General features: G+C 42.5%; 18 protein-coding genes and 1 riboswitch. Of the genes, 17 read left to right on the forward strand and 1 reads right to left on the reverse strand.

The genetic code is table 11. The features are described from left to right. The first annotated feature begins 5 nt into the window (after positions 1-5). The 7 genes from FQV26_RS07200 to FQV26_RS07230 all read left to right on the forward strand — a co-directional run bounded on the left by FQV26_RS07200 (position 6) and on the right by FQV26_RS07230 (position 8,192). A complete protein-coding gene (locus FQV26_RS07200; RefSeq protein ID WP_146556759.1) occupies positions 6-1,664 on the forward strand; it encodes a cytochrome c biogenesis ResB family protein in 1,659 nt (552 codons plus the stop codon). Continuing rightward, positions 1,661-2,845, forward strand: coding sequence for a c-type cytochrome biogenesis protein CcsB (gene ccsB / locus FQV26_RS07205; RefSeq protein WP_146556760.1), 1,185 nt, complete (start codon positions 1,661-1,663; stop codon positions 2,843-2,845). The genes FQV26_RS07200 and ccsB overlap by 4 nt, the downstream gene beginning before the upstream one ends. A 151-nt stretch (positions 2,846-2,996) precedes the next feature. Then, the gene (locus FQV26_RS07210; RefSeq protein ID WP_146556761.1) at positions 2,997-3,713 is read left to right on the forward strand and encodes a response regulator transcription factor; all 717 of its coding nucleotides are present in this window, start codon (positions 2,997-2,999) and stop codon (positions 3,711-3,713) included. Continuing rightward, positions 3,706-5,487 carry an ATP-binding protein gene (locus FQV26_RS07215; RefSeq protein ID WP_146556763.1) on the forward strand — a complete coding sequence of 594 codons (1,782 nt, stop codon included), beginning with the start codon at positions 3,706-3,708 and terminating at the stop codon, positions 5,485-5,487. The genes FQV26_RS07210 and FQV26_RS07215 overlap by 8 nt, the downstream gene beginning before the upstream one ends. Before the next feature lie 46 nt (positions 5,488-5,533). Then, on the forward strand, positions 5,534-6,067 hold the full coding sequence (gene sigX / locus FQV26_RS07220) for an RNA polymerase sigma factor SigX (protein ID WP_146556765.1): 534 nt from the start codon (positions 5,534-5,536) through the stop codon (positions 6,065-6,067). Further along, positions 6,057-7,256, forward strand: coding sequence for a hypothetical protein (locus FQV26_RS07225; protein ID WP_146556767.1), 1,200 nt, complete (start codon positions 6,057-6,059; stop codon positions 7,254-7,256). The genes sigX and FQV26_RS07225 overlap by 11 nt, the downstream gene beginning before the upstream one ends. Before the next feature lie 76 nt (positions 7,257-7,332). Beyond that, positions 7,333-7,465, forward strand: a riboswitch (FMN riboswitch). Positions 7,466-7,610: 145 nt separating this feature from the next. After that, on the forward strand, positions 7,611-8,192 hold the full coding sequence (locus FQV26_RS07230) for an ECF transporter S component (RefSeq protein WP_146556769.1): 582 nt from the start codon (positions 7,611-7,613) through the stop codon (positions 8,190-8,192). Positions 8,193-8,315: 123 nt separating this feature from the next. On the opposite strand, the gene FQV26_RS07235 is transcribed toward FQV26_RS07230, so the two are convergent. Then, positions 8,316-8,567, reverse strand: a complete 252-nt coding sequence (locus FQV26_RS07235) for a ferredoxin (RefSeq protein WP_146556771.1) — start codon at positions 8,565-8,567, stop codon at positions 8,316-8,318. 106 nt (positions 8,568-8,673) lie between these two features. Here FQV26_RS07235 and FQV26_RS07240 point away from each other — a divergent pair, with 106 nt between their 5' ends. From FQV26_RS07240 to FQV26_RS07285, 10 genes are all read left to right on the forward strand, one after another. Continuing rightward, a complete protein-coding gene (locus tag FQV26_RS07240; protein ID WP_146556773.1) occupies positions 8,674-9,699 on the forward strand; it encodes a YpbB family protein in 1,026 nt (341 codons plus the stop codon). Then, the gene (locus FQV26_RS07245; protein WP_146556775.1) at positions 9,696-11,123 is read left to right on the forward strand and encodes a RecQ family ATP-dependent DNA helicase; all 1,428 of its coding nucleotides are present in this window, start codon (positions 9,696-9,698) and stop codon (positions 11,121-11,123) included. Before FQV26_RS07240 ends, FQV26_RS07245 begins: the two co-directional genes overlap by 4 nt. A gap of 79 nt (positions 11,124-11,202) precedes the next feature. Further along, positions 11,203-12,003: a LysM peptidoglycan-binding domain-containing protein gene (locus FQV26_RS07250; protein ID WP_146556778.1), complete on the forward strand. Its 801-nt coding sequence runs from the start codon at positions 11,203-11,205 to the stop codon at positions 12,001-12,003. Positions 12,004-12,072: 69 nt separating this feature from the next. After that, positions 12,073-12,705, forward strand: coding sequence for a CBS domain-containing protein (locus tag FQV26_RS07255; protein WP_146556779.1), 633 nt, complete (start codon positions 12,073-12,075; stop codon positions 12,703-12,705). Positions 12,706-12,770: 65 nt separating this feature from the next. Then, positions 12,771-13,532 carry a metallophosphoesterase gene (locus tag FQV26_RS07260; protein ID WP_146556781.1) on the forward strand — a complete coding sequence of 254 codons (762 nt, stop codon included), beginning with the start codon at positions 12,771-12,773 and terminating at the stop codon, positions 13,530-13,532. Between the two features lie 68 nt (positions 13,533-13,600). Next, a complete protein-coding gene (locus tag FQV26_RS07265; protein WP_146556783.1) occupies positions 13,601-14,569 on the forward strand; it encodes a YpdA family putative bacillithiol disulfide reductase in 969 nt (322 codons plus the stop codon). Positions 14,570-14,638: 69 nt separating this feature from the next. Then, a complete protein-coding gene (locus FQV26_RS07270; RefSeq protein WP_146556785.1) occupies positions 14,639-15,607 on the forward strand; it encodes an asparaginase in 969 nt (322 codons plus the stop codon). A gap of 86 nt (positions 15,608-15,693) precedes the next feature. Then, positions 15,694-16,389, forward strand: coding sequence for a glutamic-type intramembrane protease PrsW (gene prsW, locus FQV26_RS07275; protein WP_146556787.1), 696 nt, complete (start codon positions 15,694-15,696; stop codon positions 16,387-16,389). A gap of 266 nt (positions 16,390-16,655) precedes the next feature. Then, positions 16,656-17,330, forward strand: a complete 675-nt coding sequence (cmk, locus tag FQV26_RS07280) for a (d)CMP kinase (protein ID WP_186759827.1) — start codon at positions 16,656-16,658, stop codon at positions 17,328-17,330. A 1-nt stretch (position 17,331) separates the two neighbouring features. Continuing rightward, on the forward strand, positions 17,332-17,922 hold the full coding sequence (locus FQV26_RS07285; RefSeq protein WP_146556792.1) for a lysophospholipid acyltransferase family protein: 591 nt from the start codon (positions 17,332-17,334) through the stop codon (positions 17,920-17,922). The last annotated feature ends 28 nt before the right edge of the window (positions 17,923-17,950 follow it).

A 17,950-nucleotide genomic window follows, 5' to 3' on the forward strand; every position in this document is an offset into this window, starting at 1 on the left:
TTTGGATGGAAAATTTACAATGTCAATGTGGTCATGTAAATCCGCCTGGTACGAAGCTCTGTGAGTCGTGCGGGCGGTCTTTGACTGAAAAAGAACAAAACAGCAAATTGGTGGACATGCGTTACGAAGGAACGGCCAGACGTTCTCAGACTTACAATAAATCCATTATCGACAAAATCTGGAATTTTTTTTCAAGTGTCAAAGTCGGCGTCAGTATCATAGTTGTTCTGCTGGTAGCTGCAGCGATTGGCACTATTTTGCCTCAGCAAGCTTTTGTGCCGGCAACTACAGAAACGGCTATCAAGGATTATTATGCAGATACTTATGGCAGCATTGGTCGTGCTTATCATTTTCTCGGTTTTCATGATTTGTACAGTTCCTATTGGTTTATCGCCCTAGTCGGGATGCTGGCAATTTCATTGGTCATTGCCAGTTTAGACCGTTTTGTTCCTCTTTATAAATCGTTGAAAAATCAACGGGTACTGCGTCATCCAAGCTTCATGGACAAACAGCGCATCTATGCCAACGGTCCTGGAACGGAAGATACGCTGCAAAAAGCGGAAACAAAATTAAAGGAATTGAAATACAAGGTACGGACAGAAAAGAATGGTTTGTTAGCCGAAAAAGGCCGTTTTTCCAGATGGGGCCCTTATGTCAACCACATTGGTTTGATTATCTTCTTATTTGGAGTCATGCTGCGCATGATTCCAGGATTCTATATAGATGAAAGCCTTTGGCTGCGGGAAGGCGAAACCAGAGCTATTCCTGAAGTGCCTGGCTATTATCTGGAAAGCAAGAATTTCGAACTGGAAAATTATACGGGTGAAGGCGGAGAGGAAATCTTTGGCGAAGCTTTGGATCGTGTCGGTACGGTTGCGAAAAATTACCAGACAGATGTTGTGCTGTATCAGACAGCAGAAGGTGCACTGCCGGGCGCTGCTGACGGTCAGGAAGTCGTTAAAGAATATCCAATCCGTGTCAATCAGCCATTGAAATTTGATGGCTATGCCATTTATCAGATGGATTACCGTTTGGACGAGTTAAGAGCGATGACTTTTGCTCTGACCAATAAAGAAACGGAAGAATCACTTGGTGAATTGACCATCGATTTGATTAATCCAGAAGATACGTATGAACTTGAAAGTGGCTCAACTGTTGAATTGCTGGGTTATTATCCGGATTTTTCTGGCTTTGAAAACGGAGAGCCGCAAACGGCCACACCATTGCCGAACAATCCAGGGTTTTTAGTGAAACTGACTACTTCTGAAACGCCTGAAGGAGAAACCAGCTTTATCACGATCCAGAACACAGTGGAGCCTTTAGGGGAAAACGAGTATAAATTATCTTTCCTAAGTGTGGAAACGCGTGATGTCTCGGGCCTCACTGTCCGGAAAGACAGCACTTTGCCGATTCTTGGACTTGGTGGTTTAATCTTCATGATCGGTGTAGCACAAGGCATGTACTTTAATCATCGCCGTTTCTGGATCCAGCAGAAGGCAGATGGCACGATCTTATTAGCTGGCCATACCAATAAAAACTGGTTCGGCTTGAAGAAAGACCTGGACCAAGTTGTTGACTATGCATCACTGCCTGCTTACACAGACCAGCAAGATGAAATCGACAAAGTAGAGAAAGCGGAAAAGGATGGTGAAGCATTGTCATGACATTAGCCGATATAAGTTCAAATCTTTTATATGTCGCCTTTATTGCTTACCTGATTGCGACCTTTGTTTTCGGAGGGGCAGTAAAAGGCAACAAAGAAGGTACATTTAAATCTGAAAAACGATGGGGCGCCGTTGCTATCACTATTACCTTAATCGGTTTTGCAGCGAATCTTGGTTATTTCTTTACAAGATGGGGCGCGACCGGACATGCGCCACTCAGCAACATGTTCGAATTTACGACTGCTTTTGGTATGACGCTGGTCGGCGGGTTTATTATTTTGTACTTCCTGTACAAAACACCGGTGCTCGGTATGATTGTATTGCCGGTTGCCTTATTGATCATCGCTTTTGCGAGCATGTTTCCAAGCGAAGTCAGCCCGTTAATTCCTGCACTTCAAACAAATTGGCTGGCGATACACGTAAGTACTGTCGTTATTGCAGAAGGTATACTTGCCATAAGCGCCGCCGCGGGTTTAATTTATCTGTTGAAAGTAGTAGATCTTAACAAAAAATCCAAGCAGCGTTTCTGGTTGGAAGCAATTATGTATTCTTTGGTGCTGGTTCTTGGTTTCGTAGTAGCCAGTACATTCTTCTCGGCAACGGGCTATGAAGCAGATTTCACGTATGTCGATAAAGAAGGTACAGAATCTGCCATCACTTATGCCATGCCTCCTATTTTTGGGATGAATGAGTATGTGGCTTTAACCGAAGATGCGATGACACCTCTTATTGAAACACCAGCACTTGTTCATGCTGGAAAATTGACGACTGTTCTTTGGTCGGTAATCGTCGGAACAATTCTTTATTGGTTGATTCGATTGATTTTCAGAAAACGCATTGCTGCGATCCTTAAACCGTTCGTTAAGAATGTAAACCTGCAATTGATGGATGAAATCGGATACCGCGCGATTATTATTGGTTTCCCGGTCTTCACATTAGGAGCATTGATTTTCGCCATGATTTGGGCTCAAATTGCCTGGTCCCGTTTCTGGGGCTGGGACCCGAAAGAAGTTTGGGCATTGATTACCTGGTTGTTCTATGCAGCATATCTGCACCTGCGTCTGGGCAAAGGATGGCAAGGTGAAAAATCTGCATGGCTGGCAGTTATCGGCTTTGTAATCATCATGTTTAATTTGGTGGCCGTGAACTTGATAATCGCCGGATTGCATTCCTACGCATAAAAAAGAAAAAGGCCTTTTCCGGCAACGGAAAAGGCCTTTCATTATTGTCTAAGCTGCAGCGCTTAAATTCGAGAGCATTAGCGCTTTTCTTTATTTTTGGTAAAGTTATCGGTACAATGATACATAACAGAAGAAAGTTGGAGGGGTTTGCATGTCTGAAGAGATTACGGTATTGGTAGTGGATGACGAAGAACGGATTCGGCGATTATTGAAAATGTACCTGGAGCGTGAAGGGTATTTAGTAGAAGAAGCTGAAAATGGTGTGCAGGCATTAGAAATGGCAATGGAAAAAGATTATCATTGTATCTTGTTGGATTTGATGATGCCTGAAAAAGATGGTGTAGAAGTCGCTACAGAACTGCGCGAAACGAAAATGACTCCAATTATTATGCTTACCGCAAAAGGAGAAGAAGCTAACCGAGTAGAAGGCTTTGAATCCGGAGCGGATGATTATATCGTCAAACCGTTTAGCCCGCGAGAAGTGGTGTTGCGTGTAAAAGCGATTTTACGTCGTTCATCTGCGTATTCCCCAATATCCAATTCAACCGTTTCTAAAGATCTGGTGGTCTTTCCCCATCTGACGATTGATCATGATGCCCATCGTGTCACTGCTGATGGTGTAGAAGTGAATTTAACCCCTAAGGAATATGAGTTGTTATACTTTTTAGCGAAAGCACCGGATAAGGTTTTTGATCGGGAGCATTTGCTGAAAGAAGTTTGGCATTATGACTTTTTTGGAGATTTACGGACAGTCGATACGCATGTCAAGCGGCTGCGTGAAAAATTGAACCGCGTATCTGAATCTGCAGCGAAGATGATCGTCACTGTATGGGGCGTAGGATACAAGTTCGAGGTCGGCAATGAATAGAATATGGAATAGTGTCGTCGGGAAGCTATGGATTACGATCCTGCTTCTCGTTTCCTTTGTCCTTTTTATTGTGACAGTTTTGCTTTTGGAGTTTCTTGGAAATTATCATAGTGAAACAGTGGAAGAAGCATTGAACAGCGAAGCGAATATGATCGCAAGAATTTTTAACGATCATGAGGAAGTAGCGAGTTCACTTGGAATTATTGAAGAAGTCATAGGACCCGAAACCAATGCCGTTATCGCTGAAGAACCTTATGATTCCAGTTATTATATTCACGATGGTTTGAATGGAGATGAAACGCGGGAGAAAATATTAAACGAACCTTCTTTCCAAAAAGTATTTGAAACGAGTGAAACCGTGATGAAGGAAATGCTGCTTCCTTCGTTAACCGAACCGAATCGTTTGGAATCCTATATTGTGCTGGCCAGTCCGCTTCAAACCGGGGAAGAACAGCACGGAGTTGTATTTATTTATCAATCGTTGGAAGTGATGGACCGGACCGCGGAGCGCACGACCAATATCGTTTTCTTATCTGCATTTATTGCTTTATTACTAACAACATTTTTCGCTTTCTTTTTGTCATCTCGAATTACGTCACCGCTCCGCAAAATGCGGGAAGGTGCATTTGAATTGGCAAAAGGCAATTTTGATACAAAAGTTAGAGCAGCTTCAAGCGACGAAATTGGCCAGTTGGCAACGGCGTTCAACCAGATGGGCCGCCAGTTGAAGCATCATGTCGAAGTGATCAACCAGGAAAAAGAACAATTATCAAGCATATTGACATCAATGGCGGATGCGGTAATCACCTTTAATCAGGATAAAACCATTTTATTGAGTAATCCGCCGGCAGAAAAATTATTGCAGCAATGGGTTTTTAAAAATGGTTCTACTGAGGCACAGCCGCTGCCTCCAGAAATGCTCCATATGCTCGATCATGTACTCAATTTTGAAGAAGAAATCGAAGAGGAATTGGAGATTGAAGGGGCTTATTACGCCATTAATTTCAGTCCTTTATACAGTGGCGAATCCGTTCGTGGAGCTGTAGCTGTTTTGCACAATATGACTGAACAGCACCGTCTTGAGAAGTTGAGAGAAGACTTCATTGCGAATGTTTCCCATGAATTGCGCACGCCAATCGCTATGCTCCAAGGTTATAGTGAAGCAATTTTGGATGATGTTGGAGCATCGGAGGAAGAGCGCCGTGAAATGACAAAAATCATCTATGAAGAATCTCAGCGAATGGGCAGGCTGGTCACGGATTTATTAAATCTGGCGCGGATGGAGTCTGGACATATGCGACTCTATAAAGAAATCGTTCAATTGAACAGTGCTATTGAACGGATGACGCTTAAGTTCGCCCAAATTGCTAAAGAAAACGGTGTTCAGCTGTCTTTTGAAACGACTATTGATGACTGGTCGGCCAGTGAGATAGATCAAGATCGGATTGAACAAGTCATGACCAATTTGATTGATAACGCGATTCGCCATACACCTGAAGGAGGGCAAGTGGTGGTTCGTGTCGAAAAACAACAAGAGTACGCTAAAATTTCAATCAACGATAATGGAGTGGGCATCTCAGAAAAAGACTTGGAGTATGTCTTTGAACGCTTTTATAAAGCGGATAAAGCCAGAACACTAGGCAAAGGTGGAACAGGGCTTGGATTGGCGATTGCCAGCAACATCATTCAGGCGCATGAAGGCAAAATCTATGCAGAGAGCACCATAGGGCAAGGAACTTCATTTGTCTTTTTGCTGCCATTGAAAAAAATGTAACTTTCTAAAGGTGAAGACGACTAATCCTAAGAACGGGGGGAGCATTTTGAATGACTCCGTTTTCCATCGGCTGTACGATGAATATCACCAGGATGTTTTTCAGTTTTTAATTTATCTGGTGAAAAACAGGCATCTGTCGGAAGACTTAATGCATGAAGTATACATTCGTGTTTTTCGGGCTTATGACCGCTTCGAAGGGAAAAGCTCTGAAAAAACATGGCTGTTTTCGATTGCGAAAAACGTAGCAATTGATCATTTCCGAAAAGCTGCAGTGCGCAAAAAGCACTCGATGGAGTTCTTTGATTGGGAAACGCAGCAGTTGGTTTCCACTGATCGAATTCCTGAAGAAGTGTCATTATTGAACGAAGATAAAATTCTTCTGTACAAAGCGCTCGATACCTGCACCGGGGATCAGAAAATGGTCATCATCATGCGGTTCTTCCAAGACTTATCAATAGCGGAAACCGCAGATGTTCTGGGCTGGACAGAGGGAAAAGTAAAGACGACGCAGCACCGTGCAATTAAATCTTTGCGTGAAAAATTAATAGCCAGGGAAGGGGGAGATGAAAATGCCGAATAACAAATGGACCGATGAATCCATCGAAGATTTGTTAAAGGATTTCCCCGCTATAAAAGACAACCGGTCAAAAGAAGAAGTCTATAACCGGCTGGTTCAAAAAGAAAAAGTTCAAAAACGATCGAAAAAATGGCTGCCTTTACTCGTAGCTGCATTGGCGTTCATTACAATCGGTATATTGGTCGCCTCCATTATTAGTCAAAACGGGATAGATTCAGCGCAAAATCAAGAAAGTTCAAGCAGTGAATCGGCAGACTCCTCAGCAACGACAGAAGAGGGCGCTGTGGAAGAAACTGAGGAGCTGCCTGCAGCTGAAGAGTCTGGAGGCGATGGGTCAGGGCAGTTTTCGATTGCGCAAGTGGGACCTCAGCGAACAGCTGTATATGAAGAATCACTTGAGGATCAAACAGTCATGACACTGGGACTTACTGAAAATGCATTTGTCATTCCAGTCTCGTTCCTGATACCGAATGATCAGATTAAAGAGGTCTTTGGCGGTGGCAGTCCCTCTTCTCTTGAACTGTATCAAAAATACGCTGCAGATATTGATGAAACGCAGTTGAGCTTTGATGAGTATCACCCGTATGTTGGAGAATTGGAAAAAACGGCTACGGGCATTCGTCACTTACTGCCGCCGGACCATCAGTATGATATGGCCTCTGCCAGTGTGGGTGTCTACTTCAATACGCTTTCAGAGACTTTTGCTGATGCACCAGAAATTGAAGTGGTCAACGAAGATGGTTCACCTGCAGAGTTTTCCGAAGTCGGTCCAGTGGAACCGCTAGTTCCGGAACAGCAAAGAATCGCTTATTATGCTTTTACTTTGGATAGCGGTAAGGTTTACTTGGCCCCTGGATACGATATGCCATTTACTGATGCGGGTGAAGCGATTAAAGCGCTAGCAGAGAGCCCGAATGATTTTTATCATGCTACTATTCCGCAAGATGTGAATTTTCAAGTTTCAGAAACAGCGGAATATGTAGAAGTTGATTTTGAAGACGGACTCGACTTGAGTAAAATGGAGCGGTTAGAAGCTGTGCGGATGATTGAAAGCTTGAGTTTGACTGCTGATGCGTTTGACAAAGAAGTGGAAGTAACAGGCTTGAAGCCGGAAACTTGGAATGGATTTGATTTTAGTCAGCCATTGCCCGTACCGGTGGCGCCTAATTTAATTGAGTGGACAGTGAAATAAGAAGTAGAAGCGTTGTAAACAAATTTGTTTACAACGCTTCTTTAATATTCTAAGATTAGGATATAACAAAATATCGATTCATCTTCGGGGCAGGGTGCAATTCCCTACCGGCGGTAATTGAACTCTGTTCATAAGCCCGCGAGCCGTAAAACGCAGGATTTGGTGAGACTCCAAAGCCGACAGTATAGTCTGGATGGGAGAAGGTGAAGGTGCGGACGTTTGTCGTTTACATGTAGGCGGAACGCTTATTAAATGTGCCTTTTCTCCCTTAAGTGCTTGATGCTTAAGGGTTTTTATATGTAAATGCAAGGTCCAAGCCTTTCTTCTGGTGAATCACGACAAGGAGAGAGGAATATGAAGAACAAGAAGTTGCAAACAATGATCGTCATTGGGATGTTGAGCAGTATTTCGTTTATATTGATGCTTTTCAACTTTCCATTACCGGCCTTACCTGCATTTTTGAAAGTGGATTTCAGTGATGTGCCAGCATTAATTGCCGCCATTACCATGGGCCCGGTAGCAGGAATATTAGTCGCATTCTTTAAAAATGTGCTGGATTGGCTTTTTGCAGGAAGCCCTACAGGCGTACCGGTCGGTCACATGGCTAATTTTGTAACAAGTTTACTGTTCATTTTGCCGGTGTATTTCATATATCAAAAAGTAGCCACTAAAAAAGGCATGGCTTTTGGGTTGGCTGTCGGAACGTTATCGATGGCAATCGGGATGAGTATATTAAATTACTTGGTTTTCCTGCCAATGTATACGTATTTCCTAAACATGCCACCAGAAACGGGCAGTGCTTTATTTGGCACAATCGTTTTGGGAATCCTGCCGTTCAACTTGATCAAAGGCTTGCTTTTGACTACAGTCGTCCTGTTGCTGTTCAGCAGCATGCATGCATGGATTGAAAAGCAGCGATCTTATTATTTGTCGTAGAAAGAAAATGGAGTCACTTATAAAGCATTGATGTTAATCACAAAAATGGAAAAATGAATTTGGCTTAATTAAAAAAGAAGGCGTTCCGTAGCAATGAGCTACGGAACGCCTTTTCAAATTGACTCAGTCTTCGTATTTTAAAGGATTGCCTTCAAATGATGAATCTGCAACTTTGATGGAATCTGTTGGACACCCTTCAAATGCATCTTCCATGTCTTCCTCGAGTTCATCTGGAACTTGTTCTGTCCCCATGTTATTATCTAAAATAACAAAAGCGATTCCTTCGTCATCGTAATCGTAAATATCAGGTGCTGCAGCACCACATGCACCACAAGCGATACAAGTATCCTTGTCGACAATGGTATACTTAGCCATATTGTTTTCCTCTCCTTTATCTCCGAACAAGTTCAGTTATACTATCGTTTTTATTCTAAAGGTGTTTGAGTAGATTTTCAACCCAAAACCGCTAGGGGGCGCAAGCTTGTTATTTACCGAACTTATTTTGGCCATCATGAAGGCCGTCAATCGGCAACGGACCATCTCTTCACCTTATCATTTGATAAAAGGAAAGAAGTCCGGACAAACAATACAGGATATCGGCTATTTCGGCCTTTATCCTTATTTTGGCGTACTGCCAAAATTGGATAAGAAAGCCTATGACCAAGCGGTTCAACGCTTATTTTCGCAAGGTTATTTAATGGCCAATGAACAAGTGATCGATCTGTCTGAAAAAGCATTGGAATTGAACATCAGAGCTTCATCATTGAATGGCTGGAAATACAGAGGCAACGAAAATATTTTTCTGAGCCGGTTGTCACTAATTGTTCAAACTTTTTCCCATATCAGCCAGCAAGTGAAAAGTTTCGATCCTGTAGTTACAGATGAAGAAGTGCAAAGCTGGGTCAAAAAATACTTGAGCCGGATTCAATTTCGTGATTTGGCGGTAGCCCAAGCGTTTAAAGAAGAGCTCTTAACTACATTAACCGATACGGAAATTTCTGAAACACATAAAATGATTTTAATGGAACGGTTAACCGGGTTCGGTTTAAGTGGATTAACATGGCAGCAGATTGCGGAATCAAAAAACCTATCGATACTGGATGCTCAATTAATGGCTGTAGAAGCATTGCATGGTTGGATGGCGGCAATAGAGAGGAGTAAGCCGCAATTGCTCATTGGACTGATGGAAGGCATCATACAACAGTCCTCCTTGACTGAAACAGCACAACGTACAGAAAAATTATTTGATAGAGGATTTTCCTTGGAACAGATTGCTTCTTTGCGCCAACTGAAATCCAGCACGATCGAAGATCATTTTGTTGAATTAGCAATGAATGATCCCTATTTTAACTATACTCCTTTTGTAAATTCCGATTTATACGAGGCAATCATTGCTGAAAGCAAGCGTCAGAAAACCAAAAGATTACGTGAAATCAAAGAGCATTTGCCGGAAGCCAGTTATTTTCAGATACGCCTGGCCTTGGCCATTAAGGAGGAGCAGGGATGAATCTAGATGAATTATTGTATTCGACCTATGGGTTTTCTTCGTTCCGGCCAGGACAACGTGAAATCATCGAGCGCGTATTAGCCGGTGAAGATGTCATCGCTCTGCTTCCGACGGGAATGGGGAAATCGATTTGCTATCAATTGCCGGCAAAAGTTTTACCGGACAGTGTTCTAATCGTTTCTCCTTTATTGTCATTGATGCAAGATCAAGTAGCGCAATTAAAAAAAATGGGTGAAAAATCAGTTGTCGCTATCAATTCATTTTTAAAGCCGGAAGATAAAGAGAAAATCTGGAGCAAGCTACATTCATATAAGTTTATTTTCATATCCCCGGAAATGCTTGTACAACCTTTTGTTAAACAAAAGCTGCAGCAAATACGAATCTCTCTCCTTGTAGCAGATGAAGCGCATTGCATCTCCCAATGGGGCTTCGATTTCAGACCAGATTACCTGCGTATATCTGAGATTCTGCCATCCTTGAGATTTCCGCAGGTTTTGGCGTTGACTGCAACGGCTACCGATAAAGTGACGGAAGAGATTAAAGAATATTTAGCTTTGGAAGAACCGTATGTATATTGCCATCCGATGGATCGAAAAAACATAGTTTACGACACAAAGAAATTTGAAGACGGAAGGGAAAAAATCGGTTTTTTAAAAGACTTTGTTTTAAAATTCAATGGTCCCGGCATTATTTATGCTGGAACCAGAAAAAAGTCCCAGGAATTGTCTTTGCTTTTGACTGAACTCGGAATTTCTTCCGCATTCTATCATGGGGGAATGGAACATCAAGACCGTGTATTTGTCCAACAGCAATTCCAGAATGGGGAGCTGCAGTGGATCTGTTCAACCAATGCTTTCGGGATGGGTGTTCATATTCCTAATATCCGGCATGTTATCCATTTCCAATTGCCGACATCAATTGAAGGATATGTTCAGGAAGTGGGCAGAGCCGGAAGAGATGGAAAGCCGGCTTTGGCTACACTGCTCTATGCTCAAGGAGATGAAGGATTGCTTGAAAGCCTGGTCATGGATGACTTGCCGACCCAGCATGAAATTGAAGAGGTTTTCCGCCATGGCGCTGGAGCCACGCATCTGATTGATCAAGGGATTGTCAGGGAAACTGCATTTCGAGTAGTTTCTTATTGGATTACCAAACTGCCGTTGGAAGGTGTTGTAAGGCAGATCGAACAGCTGAGGATTGGCAAGCGCCATCAGGCAGCAAAGATAAAAGAATTGATTTCTCGTCAGCAATGTTTGCGGAAGTATATTGTCGAAAGCTTTGACCAGCAGCTTAGTGAAAAACCAAAAAACTGCTGTATCCTGGACGGGATTGATTACAGTAATTTCGAAGCTTTTTCACAGCCACAAGAAAAACGATTGCCCCTTGAATGGCAAGACCGTTTACGTGTAATATTACCTATATAAGAATCTCATTAACTGTCATTTACAAATGAGCCTTTTTTCGTCATAATAGATATATTAGTACAGATAGGGGTAGTCATGTATGGGGAATAATAGTTATCATGAGTCGATTGAGAAGAATCGACAGGAAATATCGGTGGACAAAAACTCGTCGTTGTCCAGAGCAGCTCAAAGACAGGCACAAAAGCCTAAAGCTAAGAAAAGCAAAAGCCTATTGATGCCTGCGTTATTTTTTATATTCATTTTAATTCCGGTTTCTTTACTGATTTATGTAGCTTTTTTATTCGAACCCGATGATTCATTGACAGCCAAACCCGCAGAAAATGAAGTAAGCTTTGAGATGAACCCACAACCCTCCGATACTTCTGTTGCTGCGGCAGAAAAAGAAGAAAAAGAAAAAGAAGCGGCAGAAAAAGATAAGGCTGCGGCAGAAAAAGAAGCTGCTGAAATAAAAGAGGCTGAAAAAGCAGCGGCGGAAGCTTCCGCAAAAGCAGAACAAAAAGCTAACGAGGAAGCTAAGGCGAAAGCCGATGCAGAAGCAAAAGCTGCGGAAGCAGAAGCCCAGGCAAAAGCCGATGCAGAAGCGAAAGCAAAAGCCGATGCAGAAGCAAAATCGAAAGCCGATGCAGAAGCAAAAGCACTAGCCGATGCACAAGCAAAAAAAGATGCAGAAGCAAAAGCCAAAGCAGAGGCTGAGAAAAAAGAAGAAACACCAAGCGCTTCCGGCAAGACTTACGTGGTAAAATCCAGTGAAACGCTTTACCGCATTGCGGTCAACAATTACGGAGCAGCCGGGGCAGCTGCAGCAGTAGAAAAAATTAAGCAAGCTAATGGTCTAAGTTCAAACAGCATCAGTCCAGGCCAAACTTTAATTTTGCCATAAAGCATTTTATTGCTTAGCAGGCACGTAAAAAGGGAATGAAAGTGAAAGATCAGAAAGTGAGGTTAGCAGATGTTTGTCAAAAGCGTTATGGTCAAAAGAGAAAAATGTTTTACGATTAAAATGGACGATTCTGTGCAAATCGGCTTTGACTTATTGGAAAAGCATTCAATTGATGCATTGCCGGTAGTAGAAGGAACTGAATATAAGGGCATCTTTACTTGGTTTTATGCTTATCGTGCATTCTTCCACTCAGGAAAGTCGAAAGAAGAGTTCATCAGTTCGACGAAAGTCAGCGATGTGATCGTAAATGAAGATGTTCATTTAAATATTAACGATGTGTATGAAAAAGCATTGGTTGAATTAAATGACTTTCCAATTATTGCAGTGGTGGAAGGCAACCAATTTCTAGGAATCGTCACCCGCTTTGATATTGTCAACCAATTGCAGAGTGCATTTGGGATGAACAAACCGGGCTACCGCATTACCTTTACTTCTGTTGAATCAGAAGGCCGTATTGGTCGATTGGGAGAAATCATCGAAAAATACAAGGAATCAGTCATTTCTCTTGTGACGTTTGATGAAACGAATAAAATGGTGCGCCGCATCGTTCTGAAGATTAAAAAGAAAGATAATGTTAATCGTTTTGTAAAAGAGCTGGAGAAATCCGGTTTTCGTGTATTGGACATTGCAGAAGATCAATAGCAGAATAAGAAGAAAAAGCATAAGCCTCGCTTATGTTTTTTCTTCTTTTTGGAAGGAAGCTCTAAATGAAGTATTTTATTCGCATCGGCCTTGCAGCTTTGGCGCTGCTACTTTTTATGCTACGAAACGCCTTTTCGGAAAAACTGGTGCAGACAAGTTTGGAATTACGTGCCGAAAAGCCTTTTAAACCATTTCGACTTCTGTTTATTGCTGATGTCCACAGAAGAGTCATCAAACCCGCTGCAATCGATTTTTCAGTGGATGTTATTGTAATCGGAGGTGACCTGGTCGAAAAAGGTGTACCGCTTGATCGGGTTGCAGAAAATATTAAAACTTTAACGAAGCGTGCTCCTGTTTATTTTATCTGGGGCAATAATGACCGGGAAGTTGATGAAAACTCTCTCAGAAAAATCTTTGAGCAGTACGGGGTCGTTCTGCTGGAGGATCAATCAGTGCCGTTGTTTAACCACGAAAACCTCAGATTGGTAGGGCTCGACCATTTTGCTTATAAACCTGACGGGTTTGAAAATGCATTTAAAGATGTGAATGAAAGTGATACGGTGTTGTTTGTTTCACACACGCCATTTGATTTTTGGAAAGTAAAAGAAAAGTACTCAGCAGATCTTTTACTTGCGGGGCATACGCATGGCGGCCAAATTCGTGTTGGACCTTTCGGTTTATTTAAAAAAGGTTCTATGGTAGTTAAAGAGGATCGGGTTGAATTGATCAGCAATGGTTTTGGAACCACGACTTTGCATCTTCGTCTGGGGGCTCCGGCAGAATACCATCTGCTGACTATTCATCCTAAAACAAAAATGCCAGAATAATATTTGTCACAAACCTGATCCATCCTTTATGCTTAAGATAAGGATCAAGTACAGGAGATGTTTAGTAGATGGAATATGTAGATGCCCTTATTATTGGTGGCGGTCCTTGCGGCTTATCGGCTGCCATCGAGTTGAAAAAGATTGGATTGCATCCGGTAGTAATCGAAAAAGGTAATATCGTCAATGCAATATTCAATTACCCGACGCATCAAACTTTTTTTAGCACGAGCGAAAAGTTGTCAATTGGCGACGTGCCTTTTATCATAGAGGGGCGTAAACCGAAGCGTAATCAGGCGCTGGTCTATTACCGGGAAGTTGTCAAACGGAGTGGTATTGAAGTTCGCCCATTTGAAACAGTGGAGCAGGTAGAGAAGGACGGGATGTTTACTGTAACCACTTCAAAAGGCCGGTACCAGGCAAAATACGTCATTGCGGCTACCGGTTATTACGATCAGCCCAACGCACTGGAAGTAGAAGGCGCAAATTTGCCGAAAGTGATGCATTATTTTAAGGAAGGACATCCTTATTTTGATCAGGATGTACTAATTATTGGTGGCAAGAACTCTGCTGTCGATGCTGCTTTGGAATTGCATAAAGCTGGAAGCCGAGTGACGGTTTCCTATCATGGCACAAGCTATTCCAAAAGCATCAAACCTTGGATTCTGCCCGAATTTGATGGGTTGGTACGAAAAGGAGAGATTACAATGCTATTCGATTCTATGGTCGACAAGATTACAGACAGCAGTGTAGAACTAACGGTCAATGATCAAAAGGAAACCATACCGAATCACTTTGTCTTTGCGATGATCGGCTACCATCCGGATCATCATTTTTTAAGGTCGATGGGCATATCCATTGATCCGATTTCCGGAAGACCTTCTTTTAATGAAGAGTCGATGGAAACGGAGATTGATAATTTGTATATTGCGGGTGTAATTGCAGCAGGCAATAACGCGAACGAAATTTTTATTGAAAATGGACGCTTTCATGGACAGCAAATTGCGGAAGCTATTGCAAAAAAAGAAAGCACAGTTTAATTGTGCTTTCTTTTTTTGTGCCATGGAAATTAAATCCTGAATATCTGGAATGGGAAAGGGAGTTTACTAATGAAGAAAAAAGTATCACTGATTACAACGGGTGGAACTATCGCGAGCAGGGAAATTTCTAACGGACTGTTAAAGTCCGGTGCAATTTCAGGAAAGGAATTGGCTGAACTTTGTCAGTTGCCTGAAGAAATTGAAGTCAAAGTAATCGACGTGTTTCAATTGCCAAGCATGCACATCGGCTTTGAGCAGATGTTGTCAGTAAGAGAAGCAATTTTTCAGGAATTACAGGATCCTGAAGTCGAAGGCATTGTTGTCACGCACGGAACAGATACACTTGAAGAAACGGCTTACTTTTTGGATCTGACAATTGATGACGACCGAACAGTAGTTATCACAGGCTCTCAGCGATCTCCTGAAGAAGTTGGAACAGACGTTTACTCAAATCTGCGTAATTCCATTTATGTAGCTGTGAATAGCAACCTGAGGGGGATAGGCGCAGTTGTCGTCTTTAACGAACGTATTTACAGTGCTAAATACGTTAAAAAAGTACATTCCAGTAATCTTCAAGGCTTTGATTCGTTTGGACATGGCTATCTTGGGATTATTGACAACGACACAGTACGAGTCTATCAAAAACCGGTAATGCATGAAGTGCATAAAGTGGAGGGGCCGTTGCCGCGTGTTGATATCATCAAATGCCATTCAGGGCAGGATGGTTATTTAATCGATATGCTAGTGAAGGGCCCTTCTAAAGGAATCGTTTTGGAGGCAGCTGGCAGAGGTCAAGTATCTCCATATATGGTAGAGGCGATTGACCACGCCGTGAGACAGGGAATCCCTGTCGTGTTGACGACTAGTGCTGAGGAAGGAAATGCTTATCCGGCTTACAGTTATCCGGGAAGCGCACACGACCTGTTGACTAGAGGCGTTATTTTGGGCAGCGACTACGACAGCAAAAAAGCACGTATTAAACTTGCTGTTTTACTATCTGCCAAAGAGGAATTGCTGGCAGATGCTTTTGAACGGTAATCTATTGGCCTAATTGTGCAGGAAGGCTGAAAATAATGCAGTTAAACATGATACAATTAATGTAATCCAAACAAAGGGGTACGCGTATGATCATTCTATTAACTGTAGCAATAGCCCCGAGTCTAGCGCTTTTCAGTTATTTATATTTGCGCGATCAATTTGCCGGTGAACCATCGAAACTGTTGTTTCAAAGTTTTCTTTACGGAGCTGTGCTGACGTTTCCGATTCTTTTTGTCCAATACGTATTCAAAGCTGAAGGCGTCTTTACTAGTGGTTTTACCCAAAACGTTCTGTTTTCCAGTGTGATTGAAGAGTTCTTCAAATGGCTGGTCATCCTGATTGCGGTTTACCGCCATGTCGATTTCGAAGATCCTTACGATGGAATCCTCTATGGAGCGAGTGTCTCGCTCGGATTCGCGACAGTCGAAAATATTCTATATTTACTGGAATTCGGCCTGCAAACTGCATTTATCCGTGCTTTTCTGCCGGTTTCTAGCCATGCACTTTTCGGAGTTGTCATGGGCTACTATTTCGGCAAAGCGAAGTTTACAAAAAGCAGCAGGCGCTTGCGATGGATTGTTTGGGCTATAGTGAGTTCGGTCATTCTCCACTTAGCCTATAACACCAGTCTGTATGTTTATGACAACATCATGTACGGAGCAATCCCATTTATGCTGTTTTTGTGGTGGTTCGGCCTTCGGAAAGTCAAACAGGCGCATCAGCTTTCCCTGACGCATTATCATGACCACAATTCGACCGTGCACTCAGGCGAAGTAAAATGAATATTCGAAGAAAAGTCTTGTCTATGAAGGCTTTTTTTTGTAGAAAAAAATAATTGATTTTAGTGGTAAAATAGGCTTTTACATAGCGGATAACAGAAAGGCTACCTCAATAACTCATATTTACAAAGTTTACAAACCTTCTTAATAAAAGCTTTATCGGAATTCAATACCAGCTTTTTATTTAATCTTTTGGCTATAGTGCCGCATAGGCGCTTGCGCTTTTCTTATGTTAAAATATGATGAATACATATGATGAGGTGACTATTTTGACGAAACAGATACAAATAGCAATAGATGGACCGGCCGCTGCGGGAAAAAGTACGATAGCAAAAATCGTAGCAGAAAAACTTGGCTATGTTTACATAGACACCGGTGCCATGTATAGAGCTATTACATTAAAAGCCCTGACAGAAGGGATTAATATGGCGAGCAACGAAGAGGCAGGGAGCCTATTATCCGAAACGGAAATTGATTTGCAGCCGTCCATTGACGGACAGCTGGTATTTTTAGATAAGCAAAATGTGACAGAAGCAATCCGTTCCCAGCATGTTACGAAAGCTGTATCGGAAATGGCAGCCCATGAACTGGTGCGGCTGCGTATGGTCGAGCTGCAGCAGCAACTGGCTGAAGGGCGCGGAGTCGTCATGGATGGCCGAGATATTGGAACACACGTCCTCCCGGAAGCGGCACTGAAAGTCTTTATGTCTGCATCGGTTGAAGAACGTGCAAGAAGAAGATTCGAAGAAAATAAAAAAAGAGGCATCTTGACTCCACTTGAAGAACTTCAGGAAGAAATTGCCAAACGGGATAAAATGGACAGCGAACGAAAAGTGTCGCCGCTTCGAAAAGCAGACGATGCAGTTTTTTTAGATACAACTGACCTGACAATTGATCAGGCTGCACATAAAATACTAAAACTGGCTGAAGAGAGGTTGGGGTAAAGTGAATTTGTATGCATTTGGCAAGGGACTTGTGAAGACAGTATTAAGCCCTTTATATCGCTTTGAAATAATTGGAGCCGAAAATTTTCCGAAAGAAGGCGGCATTCTTCTTTGCTCCAATCATATCCATGCACTTGACCCGCCTGTAGTGGGAATGACAGCTCCCAGAACGGTGCATTTTATGGCAAAGGAAGAGCTGTTCAAGGCGCCGATTCTTGGACCAATTTTGCCGAAAGTTAATGCTTTTCCGGTAAAACGTGGAATGAGTGACCGTGAAGCTCTGCGGACGGCTTTAAAGATCTTGAAAAGCGGGGAAGTTGTTGGGTTGTTCCCTGAAGGAACACGCTCCACAGATGGTGTATTGAAAAAAGGTTTAAGTGGTGCAGGATTTTTTGCGCTGCGCGGCAATGCAGACGTTATGCCTTGCGCCATTATCGGACCATATAAAACGTTTCGAAAAGTGAAAGTGGTGTACGGAGAACCGATCCGAATGGAACCGTTTCGCGAACGGAAAGCTTCGGTTGATGAAGTGACTGAGGCCATTATGTCCAGTATCCAGAAGATTCTTGATGACTATACAGGTAATAAGTGAAAATTTTTGTTTTTATTAGAGAATTCGC

Source organism: Planococcus sp. CPCC 101016 (assembly GCF_007859295.1).
Classification (GTDB): Bacteria; Bacillota; Bacilli; order Bacillales_A; family Planococcaceae; genus Planococcus.

Coding starts and splice junctions, on each gene's coding strand:
- FQV26_RS07200 (WP_146556759.1), top strand. CDS start 6: ATGGAAAATTTACAATGTCAATGTGGTCATGTAAATCCGCCTGGTACG.
- ccsB (WP_146556760.1), top strand. CDS start 1,661: ATGACATTAGCCGATATAAGTTCAAATCTTTTATATGTCGCCTTTATT.
- FQV26_RS07210 (WP_146556761.1), top strand. CDS start 2,997: ATGTCTGAAGAGATTACGGTATTGGTAGTGGATGACGAAGAACGGATT.
- FQV26_RS07215 (WP_146556763.1), top strand. CDS start 3,706: ATGAATAGAATATGGAATAGTGTCGTCGGGAAGCTATGGATTACGATC.
- FQV26_RS07225 (WP_146556767.1), top strand. CDS start 6,057: ATGCCGAATAACAAATGGACCGATGAATCCATCGAAGATTTGTTAAAG.
- FQV26_RS07230 (WP_146556769.1), top strand. CDS start 7,611: ATGAAGAACAAGAAGTTGCAAACAATGATCGTCATTGGGATGTTGAGC.
- FQV26_RS07235 (WP_146556771.1), bottom strand. CDS start 8,567: ATGGCTAAGTATACCATTGTCGACAAGGATACTTGTATCGCTTGTGGT.
- FQV26_RS07245 (WP_146556775.1), top strand. CDS start 9,696: ATGAATCTAGATGAATTATTGTATTCGACCTATGGGTTTTCTTCGTTC.
- FQV26_RS07250 (WP_146556778.1), top strand. CDS start 11,203: ATGGGGAATAATAGTTATCATGAGTCGATTGAGAAGAATCGACAGGAA.
- FQV26_RS07255 (WP_146556779.1), top strand. CDS start 12,073: ATGTTTGTCAAAAGCGTTATGGTCAAAAGAGAAAAATGTTTTACGATT.
- FQV26_RS07260 (WP_146556781.1), top strand. CDS start 12,771: ATGAAGTATTTTATTCGCATCGGCCTTGCAGCTTTGGCGCTGCTACTT.
- FQV26_RS07265 (WP_146556783.1), top strand. CDS start 13,601: ATGGAATATGTAGATGCCCTTATTATTGGTGGCGGTCCTTGCGGCTTA.
- FQV26_RS07270 (WP_146556785.1), top strand. CDS start 14,639: ATGAAGAAAAAAGTATCACTGATTACAACGGGTGGAACTATCGCGAGC.
- prsW (WP_146556787.1), top strand. CDS start 15,694: ATGATCATTCTATTAACTGTAGCAATAGCCCCGAGTCTAGCGCTTTTC.